Below are 15,892 nucleotides of genomic sequence, written 5' to 3'. Positions count from 1 at the left end.
CTTTAAAACTTAAATCGTGCAACTTGCACTAAAATAACTATCCAACCAATAATAAAGCACAGCCCACCCAAGGGGGTAATTGGGCCCAGCCACTTCAACCCTGTTAAGGCCAATAAGTATAAGCTGCCACTAAATAACAATGTACCAGCAATAAAAAAACCACCCGCCATGCTGAGGTGCATACCCCACTTAATTAAAATAGCCACTGCAATTAACGCCAGCCCATGTACCATTTGATACTCAGCGGCGGTTTTAAAAATACCAATGGAGTACTCTGATAAACGACCTTTCAGACCATGAGCAGCAAATGCGCCCAGTATCACTGAAAGCATGCAAAAAAAGCTGCCTGCTAATAAAAATAGTTTAATCATGTTTATCCTCTTTTAAATTTTCAAGCGTATTCTTTATAAAGCTTGCTGCCTGTATTGCTGCAGCATTCAGGTTTTCCTGCTCAGTCACGCCACTTTTTTTACGCGGTTTTAGTGAGTGGTCACCATCCGTTAACCATATATACTTTGGCTGCTTTGGCATGACCATTGTGGCAAGCTCTTCGCGGGTGCCAAAGGTATCCCTTTCCCCTTGTAATACTAAAAAAGGACACGGTATGTCTGCAAAATGATCTGTACGCAGTTTTTCTGGCTTGCCCGGAGGATGAAACGGATAACCAAACGCAAGCACACCTAAAACAGGATGAGAGGTCGAACAGGCAAGCATCGATGCCATGCGCCCGCCCATTGATTTACCCCCTATAAATAGCGGTAAATTTGCATCAGCTTGAGTCACTATATGTTCAAAATAAGTAAGTAGTTTAGGCGCTCGATCTGGTGGGCGACGTTTGTTAGTTTGTTTAGCAATTTGCATATATTCAAAATCAAACAAGCCAACGTCAATACCGTACTCACTGAGATGTTTAGCCATGATTTGCATAAACTCAGAATCCCTGCCAGCCCCTGCGCCATGAGCAAATATAAACTGTGCGATTGCCGGTTGCTGACTACTTCTAACCCATTCGATGCTCATTAATATTCTTGCTCCTGCTCAACTAAACTTAACATCCAGTCTTTAAACGATACAATTTTGCCTAACTCATTTTGTGACTCACGGATCACTAAGTAATAGGCATTCTTACTCTCTAAGCTGTGATTGAACGGGATCACTAAACGTCCGGCATCAATATCTGGTTTTGCTAGTACGCTGTTACCAATTGCAACACCTTGGCCATGTACCGCAGCTTGTAACACCATAGATGAATGACTAAATATAGGTCCTTGGTTAACTTGTACATTACGTACGCCGGCGGTTTTCATCCAGGTTTTCCAGTTTTTACGGGTGGTGTCATGTAGCAAGGTATGGTTTGCTAAATCACTGGGTTGGTTAAGCGCTCTGGGGCCATTTAACAGTAATGGGCTACATAACGGCACTAAATACTCAGTGTGCAGTTTATAGGCTTGCACCCCACTCCAATGACCGCGACCATAATAAATTGAGATATCAACATCGTCTGTTAACGAGTTTTCATCCTGATCTTGGGCTTTAATTCGCACATCAATTTCTGGGTGTAATTCGTTAAATAAGCTCAATCGAGGAATAAGCCATTGAATCGCAAAACTGGGGGTTAAACTTACGGTTAACGAGCCTTTGGCACCACGGGCTAGTAGCTTTTCAGTTGCATCTATTAGCTGAGTAAAAATTTCTTTAATATCTAAAAAATAACCTTGGCCTTCTTCGGTTAATAATAACGAGCGATTTTTACGTAAAAACAGCTTTAAGCCTAAATGCTCTTCAAGCGTTTTTATTTGATGACTCACCGCAGCTTGCGTGACATACAACTCTTCTGCGGCTTTAGTAAAGCTTAAATGACGTGCTGCAGCTTCAAAAGCTTTCAGCGCGTTTAATGGAGGAACTCGTCTTGACATGGCAACCAAGCTTAGAATTAGTTTTTCTTATGCGGTGAATTATATACCTATGCTGGGAAAGAGTATATTCAAGCCACAAAAAAAGCGACCTAAGTCGCTTTTTAATGAGTTAATCACTTCTTTATAAATCACTAGCACTGGTATCAAGGGGAGCAAAGCTTTTGATTAGATCATCAACCGCTTTCATTTGCGATAAGTACCCTTCTAACTTGCTCAATGCTAATGCACAGGGGCCATCACATTTTGCTTCATTTGGATTGGGGTGTGCTTCAATAAATAAGCCTGCAATACCCAGTGCCATACCGCTACGGGCAAGTTCTGCTGCTTGAGCACGACGACCATCGGCTGAATCAGCTCGACCGCCAGGACGCTGCAGCGCATGAGTGGCATCAAAGATAACGGGAGCCATGGTTTTCATATCATCCATGCCCAGCATATCAACCACTAGGTTGTTGTAACCAAAGCTTGAACCACGTTCACACAAGGCTACATTATTATTTCCGGCTTCATTAAATTTAGTAATGATATGACGCATTTCATGTGGGGCTAAAAACTGTGGCTTTTTCACATTAATAATCGCGCCTGTTTTAGCCATTGCAACCACCAAGTCTGTTTGACGAGCCAAAAACGCCGGTAGCTGAATAACATCAACAACCTCTGCAACCGGTGCTGCCTGATGAGGTTCATGCACATCGGTGATAAGCGCAATATTAAAGGTATTTTTAATCTCTTCAAATATCTTTAAGCCTTCTTCCATGCCTGGACCACGATAAGAATTGATGGACGAGCGATTGGCTTTATCAAATGATGCTTTGAATACATAAGGAATATTTAATTTAGTGGTCACTTCAACATAATGCTCGGCAATACGCATCGCTAAGTCTCGTGATTCAAGCACATTCATGCCACCAAATAAAACAAAAGGTTTATTATTTGCCAGTTCTATTTCATTGATATTAATAACTTGGTTGTTCATTTTAATTCCTTATGGTGCAACTGCTTGCATCATTAATCCACAAATATATGCCATATATGTACCTACACCATAGCCAAGTACAGCTAATAATACGCCGACCGGTGCCAGTGACGGATGAAACGCAGCGGCCACAACAGGGGCAGACGCTGCGCCACCTACATTGGCCTGTGAGCCAACAGCCATATAAAATAACGGCGCTTTAATTAATTTAGCCACAATGAGCATTAAACTTGCGTGAGTTAACATCCAAATTGCACCAATAACAAAATACATCGGTGAATCAAAAATCGCCATTACATTCATATGCAGGCCAATCGATGCCACTAAAATATACAAAAAGGCTGACGCCACTTTCGATGAACCAAACGCCTCAATATGGCGTACTTTGGTAAACGATAAGCAAATACCTATCGTCGTTGATATAACAATAAGCCAAAAGAACTTACTGTTTAAACTGTATTCTTTTGCCCACGCATAATTATTGGCAAAGAAGGGTCCTAAAATATCTGCACAAAAGTGCGCTAAACCGGTAATACCAAAGGCAATAGCTATAATCATCATGTAATCATTTAGCGTTGGCATACGCGCATGCTCTGCATGGTATTTTTCAACACGTTGCTTTAAGTCTTCAATCGCGGTGGTATCTGCACCGGCTTTAGCGTCAATCGCTTTATGATTAGCTGCCATTAATAATAATACTGCCATCCATAAATTAGCCACTATCACATCCACGGTGACCATGGCTGAGAAAATATCGCCACCCACTTCAAACATTTCTTTCATAGATGCTTGGTTTGCACCGCCACCAATCCAGCTACCTGCAATGGTTGTCATACCACGCCAAACAGCGTCAGGGCCATGTCCACCTACCGCTTCTGGATAAACAGCACTCATTATTAAAATAGCTAATGGGCCACCAATCACAATACCTGCGGTGCCGGTTAAAAACATAATTAATGCTTTAGGACCTAAATTAATAATCGCTTTTAAATCAATACTGATGGTAAGCAAAATTAAACACGCAGGCAGTAAATATCGCGAAGCGACGTAATACACGTTAGATTGAGAACCATCAACAATACCAAAGGTATTTAACAATGATGGCAAAAAATAACACAACAATAATGCCGGTACATATTTATAAAATGCCACAAGACCTGGGCGTTGACTATTTGAGGTTTTGAAAATAAACCCTAAAATAATCGCCAATAAACCAAGTACAACGGCATCATTGGTAATTAATGCAGTTTGGGGATCAGCCATAACATTTCCTATTTTTTATTCTTAGTGGTGAGTTTTATGATTGTCTTCAAGTTCTTCAATTTGATGTAGAATGATTTCAATAGCAGGATCATCAGGACATTCATCAACAAAAAACTGTAAATCATCTCGTGCCATTTTAGGGCAGCCAAGCTGATTTAGTAAATAACCTCTGTCGCGTCGCTCATAGGGATCATCACCTAATATTTCCATTAATAAATCAACGCAAGTTAACGCATGACCAAATTTATTTTCACTAATGAAAGACCATTTTTGCTGCGCTAAAAATAATTTATACACTTCGTCTTCAAAAATAAGCTCTAAAGGCTCTTGTTCTTGAGGATTTTCTTCATCAATATTTTCAGGAATGATGTACCAACTTTGTTGGCCACTGCTAGGGTCAACAAGATAACCCTCTTCATCACTCATTGCGACGTGAATGCCCACTTCGCCTTGAGTTATACTTACACTGGCATCGAGTTTAGCATGCTGTAAAAAGTGGCATAACAAAATAGCTAAGGTTGTCGGTGTGCCACTGCGCATAGACAAGGTATAGCTGATGCTATTTAACTTATACTCAGGAACTTTCAAGCTTGATGCACTAAATAGCCACTCACTATAAAAGCTATCAAGTAGTTTATCTAGGCGATCGTGTTCGTCCGGCATCTGCTGACAAATAGCCTCTATTTGCTGCTCAAACGCAGTAAGTATTTCAAGACTTGGTGTTAAGTCTATTTGAGAATCCCATTTAGCTTCCGCTTTGATACAACGATATATAGCCGGCGGCAAAAAATCATCGTAAGCATCTTCTATATAAGATTCATCGTGTTCATCAAACCCGAGGGTGGTCATTCATACTACAACATTCTAGAAAACGAGGACGTAGTTTACCTAATTTTAAAGCTAGATACCAATAATCAGAAATGAATTGAAGAGGTAAGCTTTACACCTTTGGTGTGCAAAGCTTAAATAGGCATTGTTAATTATAACAACAGCGGGGCTTTAGCTGTTGCTAAGTAACCAATAGCTGAAATAACAGCGGTGTTAAGTACTAAAAATACAACTTTTGGAACGGTTGTCGTTTGTTTAGCGCTAATAATACCCACAACAATATAAACGATAACTAGAATAATTTTTTCTAATAACCAAAGCTGCTCTAATGGGTTTATTTTAGCCATTGCCATTAAACCGATGGCTGAAACAATCAATAAAGTGTCTATACTGTGGCTACCAATAAAAACCAACTTATTTTTGGCAAGGCTGCCACTGCCCATACGAGAAAAAGAACGTACGTAAAATAAAATAATACTCACTAGCGCAATGGCCATGTGTGAGTGTTTTAATGCTAAATAATCCATAGGTATTGTTACTTCTGTTTAGTTATGTGTTTTGTCAGGAAAGCGTAAAAGTACCGCTTCAAGGTCTTCAAGTTTATCATTAAATACATCAACAAGTTTAGGATCAAAATGCGTTCCTTTATTTGCGTTTATCTCCGCAACCGCTTCTTCAAGTGTCCACGCACCTTTATAACAACGTTTATGGCGCAGTGCATCATACACATCAGCCAATGCCACTATTCTGGCAAAAATATCAATACGCTCCCCCTTTAATCCACTAGGGTAACCAGAACCATCCCACTTTTCGTGGTGCTGCTGTGCGATTAATGCCCCTGCGCTGACTATTTTACGCGGTGAATCTTTCAAAATAGCATAGCCTTTTCCAGCATGAGTTTTCATAACTTCCCACTCTTCGCTGTTTAACTTGTCAGGCTTATTTAAAATTGCATCCGGAATACCTATTTTACCCACATCATGTAAAGGCGATGCAAAGCGAATTAAATTCGCTTGCTCTTCAGATAACCCGTAGGCTAATGCTAATTCATAACAAATATAAGCAACCCGTTTTACATGATTACCCGTTTCGCACGAGCGCTGTTCAACGGCTTCACTTAAACGATAAACAAGCTCTTGTTGTGTGGCTTCAACTTCAGTGTGTAACTGCACATTTTCAAATGCCAACTGCACATTTTGAGAAAAGATTTCAATTAAGTTTCGTTGTGTATCCGTCAACTTTGACGGCACACCCGATACAAATAACATTGAATTATGGTTAAATTTACTGCTGCAATAAGCAAACAAATAATCATCTCTATACACAATTGCTTTATTAGCAAGGGCCTCTTGGCACGCTAACAGTTGGTTTTCTGGTAGTACGGTTTCTAGCTCTTCTCCCTCGCGCTTCGCAAAATCACCGGTACCAGAGCAAACAATCAGTTTTTTATTCATCTCCTCTGACGGATTTTGTGCAACTAAGGTGGTGGCATACATGGCTTCATCAGCAACGTTTAGTAAAGAAGTAAGCTGCTGCATCACGCCTTCAATAAAGTTATCCATTGAATGGGTTGCAAAAATATTGCGCGAAGCAGTGATTATTTTTTCTAGTCCCTCACGCGATTGCTCAATCGAAATAATATCGCGATACGAGCGAAGACTTGCCATCATAACGGTGAATAATTTTTGTGCGGTGAGTTCAGTTTTAGATTTATAGTCATTAATATCGTAATTTACGATTACTTGGCGCTCGGGTGCTTGGCCTGGCTGCCCGGTTCGTAGAATAATGCGAATATAATTATTTTTAACGGTATCACGAATGTATTTTGCTACTTGCAAACCCGCATCGTCTGTTTCCATAACAACATCGAGTAGGATGATGGCCGCATCAGGATGATCATCAATCAACTTTTTCGCTTCTGCGCCGGAATAAGCACTAATAAACTCCAAGCGTCTATCTTGAAACTTAAAATCACTCAACGCTAAACGCGTAACAGCATGAACCTCGGGTTCATCATCAACAATTAGAACTTTCCATGTTCCTTGCTCTTCACTTACTACTTCAGGTGGTTGTTCATTTGAAAATAAAAAATCTTCCATCACAAAGAGTTCCTTAAAACATATGCAAACAACGGGGCTATTTTTAATAAGTTAAGGCCATTGTCCGAAAGTTACGCGGTCGTTATTACCAAGATCTTTCACTGTGCTTACATTTATAAACGCCATTTGGTTGAATATATGGCGAACAGCTGCACTTTGCTCAAATCCGTGTTCAATTAAAAGATAGCCATTAGAATGTAAATAGTCACGTGATTGCGTAATTATTTGTTTAATATCAGCTAATCCAGCATCATCTGCAACCAATGCAGACAAAGGCTCAAAGCGCACATCACCTTGATGCAAGTGTTTATCGTTATATTCTATATAGGGAGGGTTGGTTACAATTAGATCAAATTTTTTATTATTTAACGCGCTAAACCAATTGCTTTGTTTAACACACACATTATTTATCGCTAATCGTTTTTGATTACGTTTGGCCAGTGCTACCGCATCATCAATACGATCAACGGCAATAATATCCCATGTAGGCATTTCACTACCAAGCGCAAGTGCAATTGCTCCAGTGCCTGTGCCTAAATCGAGCACTTTGGCATCATTTGGTACATTACATGAAAGCGCAAGCTCAACTAAGGTTTCTGTATCAGGGCGAGGAATGAGCGTTGTTGGATTTACTTCAAGCTGTAAACTCCAAAATTCACGACAGCCGGTAATGTGCGAAACAGGCTCGCCGTTTAAACGACGCTCACATGCACGCTCAAACGCTTGTGATTGCTCATCCGTTAATTGTTTTTCTGGCCAAGTAAATAAATAACTACGTGGCTTTTGTAAAATATTAAGCAGTAGTACTTGAGCATCTAACTTTGCGCTATCACTACTTGATGCTAATAAATTAGCACCGGTAGTAATAGCGTTTTCAACAGTGAGGTTCACGATTAATCGTCGCCCATCGCTGCTAATAAGTCGGCCTGATGCTCTTGCATTAGCGGCTCAACCACAGCGCCTAAATCACCGGCTACCACTTCGTTTAAACGATAAAGCGTTAAGTTAATACGGTGATCGGTAATGCGCCCCTGCGGATAGTTGTATGTGCGAATACGCTCAGAACGATCGCCACTGCCCACTAAATTACGACGTTCAGACGCCTCAGCAGCATGACGTTTTTCATCTTCAGCCTGTTGCAAACGCGCCGCCAATACCGACATCGCTTTTGCACGGTTTTTATGTTGAGAGCGCTCATCTTGACACTCAACCACAACACCGGTTGGTAAATGGGTAATACGAATGGCAGAGTCGGTTTTATTAACGTGCTGACCACCCGCGCCCGATGCTCTAAAGGTATCAACTTTAATATCGGCCGTATTGATTTCGATGGCTTCTGCTTCTGGTACTTCAGCCATTACAGCAACAGTACAGGCGGAGGTATGTACGCGCCCTTGTGACTCAGTTTCTGGGACGCGCTGTACACGGTGGACGCCTGATTCAAATTTTAATTGCCCATAAACACCTTCACCGCTGATGTTAGCAATTACTTCTTTGTAACCACCGTGCTCACCTTCGTTGGTGGTAACAACCTCTACTTTCCATTTTTTTGTTTCTGCGTAACGGCTGTACATTCTGAATAAGTCGCCAGCAAAAATAGCAGCTTCATCGCCCCCTGTTCCTGCACGAACCTCTAAAAATACATTGTTGTTGTCTCTCGGATCTTTAGGCAACATAAGCACTTGAATGTCGTCTTCTAAAGTCGAAATCTGTGCTTTTGCTTCTTTATATTCTTCTTGTGCCATTTCGCGCATTTCAGGATCTGAATCTTTTAGCATTTCTTCAGCGCTACTCAAGTCTTCTTGTGCTTGCTGGTATGCTAAAAACGTTTTCACCACTTCTTCAAGCTCAGAGTATTCTTTTGAAAGAGTACGGAAGCGGTTTTGATCACTAATGACCGATGGGTCACTTAGTAGCGCTTGAACTTCTTCGTAGCGCTCAACTAAGGTTTCTAATTTACGATAAACGGACTCTTTCATTTAACTGTTATTCCTGATCTATACCTAACATTTTTTTCAATTGGTTTAACTGAGCCACTTCACCTTTTTTCGCTGCATCTTGGATGGCACGGGTAGGCGCGTGCATTAAGCGATTGGTTAATTTATTGGCCAGCTCTAAAATTACTTTTTCTGCATCTTTACCTGTATTTAGCTGACTAAGCGCCCTATCTACAAGTTCTGCTTTTGTTGTTTGTACATCATTACGGTAATGGCGAATTAAATCCACTGAATCAAGCGAGCGCAACCACATAAAAAACTCTTTGGTGCGCTCACTAATAATAATTTGTGCTTGCTCAGCCGCTTGTTCACGAGCAGCCATGTTTTCACTAACAATCGCTTGTAAGTCATCGACCGAGTACAAGTAGGCGTCGTCGAGTTCACCGACTTGGCTTTCAATATCGCGTGGTACAGCTATATCAATAAACAGCATCGGCTTATAGCGGCGTTGTTTAAGTGCTTGCTCAACTACACCTTTACCAATAATAGGTAAAGTGCTGGCGGTGGAGCTAATCACAATATCAGCTTGATGCAAACGTTCAGGCAATTGTGCCAACGCAATAACATCGGCTGATACTTCATCGGCTAAACTGCGCGCTCTTTCTATTGTTCTGTTGGCAACAGTAATTTTTTGCGGTTCATTTTGGTATAAATGTTTTGCTACCAGCTCTATGGTTTCACCGGCACCAATGAGTAACACCTTGGTTTTATCCAGCTTTCCATAAATATGCTTTGCTAAATTAACTGCCGCAAAGGCAACCGATACTGCACTGGCACCAATGTTGGTTTCGGTACGGACTTCTTTTGCCACCGAAAACGTTTTTTGAAACAAACGATCAAACGTAACGCCCACCGCATCATGAGTTTTGGCACTATTATAGGCTTGTTTTATTTGCCCTAAAATTTGTGGTTCGCCTAACACCAGCGAGTCAAGCCCACAGGCTACACGCATCAAATGGTTTATTGCAGCGCTGTCTTCATGACAGTAGATATTTTTACTCAGTTCATGTTCATCTAAACCATGGAAACTGGCCAACCATTGCAACAATGTTTGGGAATTTTGCTGCGCAAGGCTACAATACACTTCAGTGCGATTACAGGTAGAGACAATAACCGCTTCATTAAAGTCGGCATGGCCACTTAATTGTTGTAGCGCCTCTGAAATTTGCTCAGGCGAAAAGGCCACTTTTTCTCGTAATTCTACGGATGCGGTTTTGTGATTAATACCAAGTGCTATTATGGTCATATCTGCCAAATATTGCTGAGCCCTACTACATAGGCGGCAATTTTATCAAAAATCTCAGGAATATGGAAAGTAAGGAACAACATTTGACTCGACAATATTTTATTTTAACCCTGTTATTTATTTTTTTAACGGGCTGCGCCAATAAAAACAACTACAATACAGAAGCTTACGAAGACTGGAAGTTACGTCTTAGTACACAAAAAACTTGGCAGGTGGAAGGTAAATTAGCGTTTATTAGCCCTGATGAGCGCCAATCTGCTAACTTAAATTGGCAACAAACACAAAATAGTAATCATTTAGTGTTAACCACATTTATTGGCACCCGAATTTTATCGCTCAAACAAACCGCAGTGGGGGCTGAATTAATATTTGATGACCAACCGTATTTTGATACTAATGCGAGTAGACTTTTACAACGCTTAACGGGGTTTACTTTACCGGTAAATAACGCCGGCCCATGGTTAAAAGCCACTATTGACGATCAAACCTTAGAAGTCGATCAATTAGGCCGTGCTAAAAGCGTGTTATGGTTTGATGACGCTGGCAAAAAATGGCAAATAAACTACACCAGTTACATACAAAAACACGGTTTTTGGTTACCTAACGCGCTAACCTTAACACATGAAAAGATTAAAATTAAAATCAAACTCTACGATTGGCAGTTTAACTAATTATGAATACTCCCTTTGAACTTTCGCTGATTGCGCCGGCGAAGCTAAATTTATTTTTACATATTAATGGTCGCCGTGATGATGGCTATCATGAATTAGAAACCCTGTTTACATTTTTGAACTATGGCGACGAGCTCCATTTTACGCTTACTAATGATAAAAATATTAGTATTAGCGGTGACACCCATGGCATTGCACTAACTGACAACTTAATTTATAAAGCAGCTTTATTATTGCAAACTCAGTGTAAAGTGAATTTAGGTGCAAAAATAAATTTAACTAAACGTTTGCCTATGGGCGGAGGTGTTGGTGGTGGTTCATCCGATGCCGCAACAACACTTTTAGCGCTAAATACACTATGGAATACCGCTCTTACATTAGATGAACTTGCAGATTTAGGCTTGAAGCTCGGTGCAGACGTACCTGTATTCATTAAAGGTAAAAGTGCCATAGCACATGGCGTTGGCGAGCAATTAGAGTATGTTAAATTGCCACAAAAATGGTACTGCGTAGTTTTTCCAAACCAGCATGTCAGTACTGCACAAATATTTACTCACCCCGATTTAAAACGTGACACGCCTAAACTTTTAGGTGACTGGCAACAGCAGGTTTTAACTAACGATTGTGAGCCTTTAGTGAAAAAGCTGTGTCCCGAGGTTGAAAAAACCCTGCAGTGGTTGCTAAAATACGCCCCATCAAAGATGACCGGAACAGGTTCATGTTGTTTTGTTGAATTTGCTAGTCAAGTTCAAGCACAAGATGTACTTGCTAACCTCCCCCATACTTGGCAGGGATTTATCGCATCAAGCGTTAATACTTCTCCTGCTCACACGGAGTTAGCCGCCATCATTGATAAATGAAGTAACGTACAAGTAATCATAAGTTAACCTACTTTGTTCATTCAATGTAAGTTAGTCCAAAAATTCAGTGCCTGAGGAACCCTACCGTGCCTGACATGAAGCTCTTCGCTGGTAACGCAACACCTGACCTAGCTCAAAAAGTTGCAAAACGTTTATATATTGAATTAGGCGATGCTGTTGTTGGCCGTTTTAGTGACGGTGAGATCAGTGTTCAAATTAATGAAAATGTTCGTGGCTCGGATGTTTTTATCTTACAATCAACCTGTGCCCCTACTAACGATAACCTAATGGAACTTATCGTTATGGTTGATGCGCTACGCCGTGCATCTGCCGGTCGTATCACTGCTGTTATTCCTTATTTTGGTTATGCTCGTCAAGATCGTCGTGTACGTTCTGCGCGTGTGCCAATTACAGCTAAAGTGGTTGCAGATTTCTTATCAAGTGTAGGTGTTGACCGCGTTCTTACGGTTGATTTACATGCTGAGCAAATCCAAGGCTTCTTCGATGTACCAGTAGATAACGTATTTGGCAGCCCGGTATTATTAGAAGATATGAAAAACCGCGACTTTGATGACGTGGTTGTTGTATCACCTGATATTGGTGGTGTTGTACGTGCCCGTGCAATTGCAAAACTATTAAACGATACCGACCTAGCTATTATTGATAAACGTCGCCCTCAAGCTAATGTTTCTCAAGTAATGCATATTATTGGTGACGTTGAAGGTCGTGATTGTATTATTGTTGATGACATGATTGATACCGGTGGTACATTGTGTAAAGCAGCTGAAGCTCTTAAAGAGCATGGTGCTAAACGCGTATTTGCTTACGCTACTCACCCTATTCTTTCTGGTACAGCTGCAGAAAACTTACGTAACTCTGTGATTGATGAAGTGATTGTAACTGACTCAATTCCACTGTCTGACGAACTAAAAGCGCTTGATATTGTAAAAGTATTAACACTTGCAGATATGTTAGCAGAGACTATTCGTCGCATTAGCAACGAAGAATCTATCTCGGCAATGTTTGAACACTAAAGTTAAACATTAATGAGTATAAAAGCGCCTTTTGGCGCTTTTTTTGTAAGCGATGTTTATTTTATAAACCCGCAGTGGTATGATAGCGCGCCTTTTGGCTAGGGACCTTGGTCGCAAAGGCCCTAACACTTTTAATTATTGGAGACATCATGTCTAACACAACTTATACTTATGACGCTGAACTTCGCGTAGAAACTGGTACTGGTGCGAGCCGCCGCCTACGTCGCGAAGACAAAGTGCCGGCAATCCTTTATGGAGCTGATAAAGAAGCGGTATCGCTTACTTTTGCTCATAAAGATATGATCAAAGCACAAGAAGACGAAGGCTTTTACACTCACATCCTTACATTAAATGTAGGTGGCGAGAAAGTTGAAGCAATCTTAAAAGATATCCAACGTCACCCTTTCAAGCCTAAGCTTACTCACCTTGATTTCCAACGTGTAGACGCAACTCATAAACTAGTAACTAAGGTTCCTTTACACTTCATCGGTGAAGAGAAAGTAACTAAGTTAGGTGCAACTGTTGTTCACCAGTTAACTGAAGTTGAGATTTCTTGTCTTCCTAAGTCACTTCCAGAATTCATCGAAGTAGACGTATCTGATCTTGTTGCTGGTGATTCAATCCACCTTACAGATCTTGCGTTCCCTAAAGGTGTTCAATCTGTTGAGCTTGGTAAAGGCGAAGGCCACGATCAGTCTATCGTTACTATCAAAGCTAACAAAGCAGCTCCAACTGAAGACGACGCTTCAGACGCTGCAGAATAATATTTAAGGTCTCGCACCTTGAATTCTATTCAAATGCTTGTGGGCCTGGCTAATCCAGGCCCCGAATACTCAAATACACGCCACAACGCAGGTGCTTGGTTCATTCAAGAACTCGCTGCACGCTACAACTGCACGCTAAAACACGACCCTAAATATCACGGCCTTACTGGTAAAGTGATTATTAAAGGCAAAGAATTCAAATTACTGATCCCCACCACTTACATGAACTTAAGTGGCAAAGCGGTGAGTAGTTTAGCCAATTTTTTTAAAATCCCCGTGGAAGACATACTTGTTGCCCATGATGAATTGGATTTAGACCCGGGCGTTGCTAAATTAAAAAAAGGCGGCGGACATGGCGGTCATAATGGCTTAAAAGACATTATTGCAAAAATGGCAAATCAAAAAGACTTTATGCGCTTACGCATAGGTGTAGGTCATCCAGGACATCGCGAAATGGTCACCGGTTGGGTGCTTGGTAAAGCAGCCAAGGACGATCAAGAAAAAATGGATGCCGCAGTTGATGAAGCAGTTCGTTGTATGGAAATACTTGCTAAAGACGGTGTGTTAAAAGCACAAAACAGACTACATTCGTTTAAACCCTAATTTTTGGGTATACGTACGCACGTATTAAACGAATCTAAACAAGGTATCTTACTATGGGTTTTAAATGTGGCATCGTTGGCTTGCCTAATGTTGGTAAATCAACACTTTTCAATGCATTGACTAAAGCGGGTATTGAAGCCGCTAACTTTCCTTTTTGTACCATTGAACCTAATACAGGTGTGGTACCGGTGCCAGATCCTCGCCTAGACGAACTTGCTAAAATTGTTAACCCGCAACGTATTATTACAACTAGTATGGAATTTGTGGATATTGCAGGTTTAGTTAAAGGTGCATCGAAAGGTGAAGGCCTAGGCAATCAGTTTTTAGCAAATATTCGTGAAACAGATGCGATTGGCCATGTAGTTCGTTGTTTTGAAGATGAAAACGTTATTCACGTTGCTGGTACTATCGACCCTGCGGACGATATTGACGTGATCAACACCGAGCTAGTACTTGCTGATATGGACAGTGCTGATAAAGCAATATTCCGTAATGCGAAAAAAGCAAAAGGTGGCGATAAAGACGCAAAAGAGCAAAATGCGGTACTTGAAAAAGTAAAAGTGCATCTTGATGAAGGCTTAACTTTACGTTCTTTAGCACTAACAAAAGAAGAAAAAGCAGCCATTGCGCCTATTAACTTCTTAACTATCAAGCCAACTATGTATATTGCTAACGTGGCTGAAGACGGATTTGAAAATAACCCACTACTTGACCGTGTCCGTGAAATAGCGGCTGCTGAGGATGCGGTTGTTGTACCTGTGTGTGCAGCTATCGAATCTGAGCTATCTGAGCTTGACGAAGAAGACAAATTAGAGTTTATGGCTGACCTAGGTCTTGAAGAGCCAGGGCTTAACCTTGTTATTCGTGGTGGCTATGAGCTACTACATTTGCAAACTTACTTTACTGCGGGTGTAAAAGAAGTACGTGCATGGACTATCCCAGTAGGTGCAACAGCGCCACAAGCAGCAGGTAAAATTCATACCGACTTTGAACGTGGCTTTATCCGCGCACAAACAATTGCTTTTGATGACTTTATTGCATTTAAAGGTGAAAGCGGTGCAAAAGAAGCAGGTAAAATGCGCCAAGAAGGTAAAGAGTACATCGTTAAAGATGGCGATGTAATGAACTTCTTGTTCAACGTATAATTAAACATGGTACCACGTTAAGTGGCTCATTGTTTTTTAAAGGCTCGTTTTTACGAGCCTTTTTATTTTTCAGCCGAATAAAAGTAATAATTAGTCTACCCTTACTATAGGCTTTGAATTGTAAGGCAAAGCCAAAATTACAATACAAAGCTCACAAAGAGTGTTAAAAAAAGCAACGTTTTAATTAAAAAGTAGCCGGTTAGCCTATTTTTCCTGCAAACAAACCAACTTAAGTGTTTTTTTACAAAAAAGGTGTTGACGAATTTGGGGCATATCAGCATAATACGCCCCGCACTCAGCGATGAAGTGTTAACAAAAAAGATGGCTAAGTAGCTCAGCTGGTTAGAGCACATCACTCATAATGATGGGGTCACAGGTTCAAATCCCGTCTTAGCCACCATTTACTTTTTGTTGCTCAATGAAGAGTTTAAAATAACTACCATTTCTTTGATTTATTCAAAGTGATAATACGGGAGTTGAGGAATTAGCA

The 15,892-nt window shown here is 40.8% G+C and carries 17 protein-coding genes and 1 tRNA gene; 7 read left to right on the top strand and 11 right to left on the bottom strand.

Annotation, left to right across the window (positions count from 1 at the left end):
• Window positions 1-2: 2 nt before the first annotated feature.
• The 11 genes from LOC50_RS04555 to hemA form a co-directional block, all read right to left on the bottom strand.
• Window positions 3-371 (bottom strand): DUF423 domain-containing protein, encoded by a 369-nt coding sequence (locus LOC50_RS04555; RefSeq protein WP_036982087.1) that lies wholly within the window; start codon window positions 369-371, stop codon window positions 3-5.
• Window positions 364-1,020 carry an alpha/beta family hydrolase gene (locus tag LOC50_RS04550; RefSeq protein WP_250653695.1) on the bottom strand — a complete coding sequence of 219 codons (657 nt, stop codon included), beginning with the start codon at window positions 1,018-1,020 and terminating at the stop codon, window positions 364-366. Before LOC50_RS04550 ends, LOC50_RS04555 begins: the two co-directional genes overlap by 8 nt.
• A complete protein-coding gene (locus LOC50_RS04545; RefSeq protein ID WP_013465321.1) occupies window positions 1,020-1,916 on the bottom strand; it encodes a transcriptional regulator GcvA in 897 nt (298 codons plus the stop codon). Before LOC50_RS04545 ends, LOC50_RS04550 begins: the two co-directional genes overlap by 1 nt.
• Window positions 1,917-2,037: 121 nt before the next feature.
• Window positions 2,038-2,892, bottom strand: a complete 855-nt coding sequence (gene kdsA / locus LOC50_RS04540; protein WP_036982082.1) for a 3-deoxy-8-phosphooctulonate synthase — start codon at window positions 2,890-2,892, stop codon at window positions 2,038-2,040.
• A gap of 9 nt (window positions 2,893-2,901) precedes the next feature.
• On the bottom strand, window positions 2,902-4,155 hold the full coding sequence (locus tag LOC50_RS04535; protein WP_036982079.1) for a DUF819 family protein: 1,254 nt from the start codon (window positions 4,153-4,155) through the stop codon (window positions 2,902-2,904).
• 21 nt (window positions 4,156-4,176) lie between these two features.
• Window positions 4,177-5,004 (bottom strand): tetratricopeptide repeat protein, encoded by an 828-nt coding sequence (locus tag LOC50_RS04530; protein WP_036982077.1) that lies wholly within the window; start codon window positions 5,002-5,004, stop codon window positions 4,177-4,179.
• A 131-nt stretch (window positions 5,005-5,135) separates the two neighbouring features.
• Window positions 5,136-5,510: a SirB2 family protein gene (locus LOC50_RS04525; protein ID WP_069439964.1), complete on the bottom strand. Its 375-nt coding sequence runs from the start codon at window positions 5,508-5,510 to the stop codon at window positions 5,136-5,138.
• An 18-nt stretch (window positions 5,511-5,528) separates the two neighbouring features.
• On the bottom strand, window positions 5,529-7,082 hold the full coding sequence (locus LOC50_RS04520; protein ID WP_138627163.1) for a DUF3369 domain-containing protein: 1,554 nt from the start codon (window positions 7,080-7,082) through the stop codon (window positions 5,529-5,531).
• 51 nt (window positions 7,083-7,133) lie between these two features.
• Window positions 7,134-7,973, bottom strand: a complete 840-nt coding sequence (gene prmC, locus LOC50_RS04515; protein WP_250653694.1) for a peptide chain release factor N(5)-glutamine methyltransferase — start codon at window positions 7,971-7,973, stop codon at window positions 7,134-7,136.
• 2 nt (window positions 7,974-7,975) lie between these two features.
• The gene (gene prfA / locus LOC50_RS04510) at window positions 7,976-9,061 is read right to left on the bottom strand and encodes a peptide chain release factor 1 (RefSeq protein WP_010388346.1); all 1,086 of its coding nucleotides are present in this window, start codon (window positions 9,059-9,061) and stop codon (window positions 7,976-7,978) included.
• A 7-nt stretch (window positions 9,062-9,068) separates the two neighbouring features.
• A complete protein-coding gene (gene hemA / locus LOC50_RS04505) occupies window positions 9,069-10,325 on the bottom strand; it encodes a glutamyl-tRNA reductase (protein ID WP_024602657.1) in 1,257 nt (418 codons plus the stop codon).
• Window positions 10,326-10,408: 83 nt separating this feature from the next.
• Between hemA and lolB the strand changes: the two genes are divergently transcribed.
• The 7 genes from lolB (at window position 10,409) to LOC50_RS04470 (ending at window position 15,802) form a co-directional block, all read left to right on the top strand.
• On the top strand, window positions 10,409-10,996 hold the full coding sequence (gene lolB, locus LOC50_RS04500) for a lipoprotein insertase outer membrane protein LolB (RefSeq protein ID WP_138627161.1): 588 nt from the start codon (window positions 10,409-10,411) through the stop codon (window positions 10,994-10,996).
• A 2-nt stretch (window positions 10,997-10,998) separates the two neighbouring features.
• On the top strand, window positions 10,999-11,856 hold the full coding sequence (gene ispE / locus LOC50_RS04495; protein WP_138627162.1) for a 4-(cytidine 5'-diphospho)-2-C-methyl-D-erythritol kinase: 858 nt from the start codon (window positions 10,999-11,001) through the stop codon (window positions 11,854-11,856).
• 86 nt (window positions 11,857-11,942) lie between these two features.
• A complete protein-coding gene (locus tag LOC50_RS04490) occupies window positions 11,943-12,890 on the top strand; it encodes a ribose-phosphate pyrophosphokinase (protein WP_008115168.1) in 948 nt (315 codons plus the stop codon).
• A 149-nt stretch (window positions 12,891-13,039) separates the two neighbouring features.
• Window positions 13,040-13,654 carry a 50S ribosomal protein L25/general stress protein Ctc gene (locus tag LOC50_RS04485; RefSeq protein ID WP_013465331.1) on the top strand — a complete coding sequence of 205 codons (615 nt, stop codon included), beginning with the start codon at window positions 13,040-13,042 and terminating at the stop codon, window positions 13,652-13,654.
• Window positions 13,655-13,672: 18 nt separating this feature from the next.
• Window positions 13,673-14,257, top strand: coding sequence for an aminoacyl-tRNA hydrolase (gene pth / locus LOC50_RS04480; protein WP_250653693.1), 585 nt, complete (start codon window positions 13,673-13,675; stop codon window positions 14,255-14,257).
• A 53-nt stretch (window positions 14,258-14,310) separates the two neighbouring features.
• Entirely contained in the window at window positions 14,311-15,402 is a 1,092-nt protein-coding gene (gene ychF / locus LOC50_RS04475; protein ID WP_036982063.1) for a redox-regulated ATPase YchF, read from the top strand.
• 323 nt (window positions 15,403-15,725) lie between these two features.
• A tRNA-Met gene (locus LOC50_RS04470) sits at window positions 15,726-15,802 on the top strand.
• Window positions 15,803-15,892: the final 90 nt, after the last annotated feature.

It is taken from the genome of Pseudoalteromonas sp. SCSIO 43095 (genome assembly GCF_023650455.1).
GTDB lineage: Bacteria > Pseudomonadota > Gammaproteobacteria > Enterobacterales > Alteromonadaceae > Pseudoalteromonas > Pseudoalteromonas tetraodonis.
Note: the sequence above shows the minus strand (reverse complement) of the source record. Positions and strands in the feature narration are given on the sequence as shown.

What these genes read in the sequence shown, in the direction of transcription:
- LOC50_RS04555 (WP_036982087.1), bottom strand. Translation starts at nt 371, where the DNA reads ATGATTAAACTATTTTTATTAGCAGGCAGCTTTTTTTGCATGCTTTCA.
- LOC50_RS04550 (WP_250653695.1), bottom strand. Translation starts at nt 1,020, where the DNA reads ATGAGCATCGAATGGGTTAGAAGTAGTCAGCAACCGGCAATCGCACAG.
- LOC50_RS04545 (WP_013465321.1), bottom strand. Translation starts at nt 1,916, where the DNA reads ATGTCAAGACGAGTTCCTCCATTAAACGCGCTGAAAGCTTTTGAAGCT.
- kdsA (WP_036982082.1), bottom strand. Translation starts at nt 2,892, where the DNA reads ATGAACAACCAAGTTATTAATATCAATGAAATAGAACTGGCAAATAAT.
- LOC50_RS04535 (WP_036982079.1), bottom strand. Translation starts at nt 4,155, where the DNA reads ATGGCTGATCCCCAAACTGCATTAATTACCAATGATGCCGTTGTACTT.
- LOC50_RS04530 (WP_036982077.1), bottom strand. Translation starts at nt 5,004, where the DNA reads ATGACCACCCTCGGGTTTGATGAACACGATGAATCTTATATAGAAGAT.
- LOC50_RS04525 (WP_069439964.1), bottom strand. Translation starts at nt 5,510, where the DNA reads ATGGATTATTTAGCATTAAAACACTCACACATGGCCATTGCGCTAGTG.
- LOC50_RS04520 (WP_138627163.1), bottom strand. Translation starts at nt 7,082, where the DNA reads ATGGAAGATTTTTTATTTTCAAATGAACAACCACCTGAAGTAGTAAGT.
- prfA (WP_010388346.1), bottom strand. Translation starts at nt 9,061, where the DNA reads ATGAAAGAGTCCGTTTATCGTAAATTAGAAACCTTAGTTGAGCGCTAC.
- hemA (WP_024602657.1), bottom strand. Translation starts at nt 10,325, where the DNA reads ATGACCATAATAGCACTTGGTATTAATCACAAAACCGCATCCGTAGAA.
- ispE (WP_138627162.1), top strand. Translation starts at nt 10,999, where the DNA reads ATGAATACTCCCTTTGAACTTTCGCTGATTGCGCCGGCGAAGCTAAAT.
- LOC50_RS04485 (WP_013465331.1), top strand. Translation starts at nt 13,040, where the DNA reads ATGTCTAACACAACTTATACTTATGACGCTGAACTTCGCGTAGAAACT.
- ychF (WP_036982063.1), top strand. Translation starts at nt 14,311, where the DNA reads ATGGGTTTTAAATGTGGCATCGTTGGCTTGCCTAATGTTGGTAAATCA.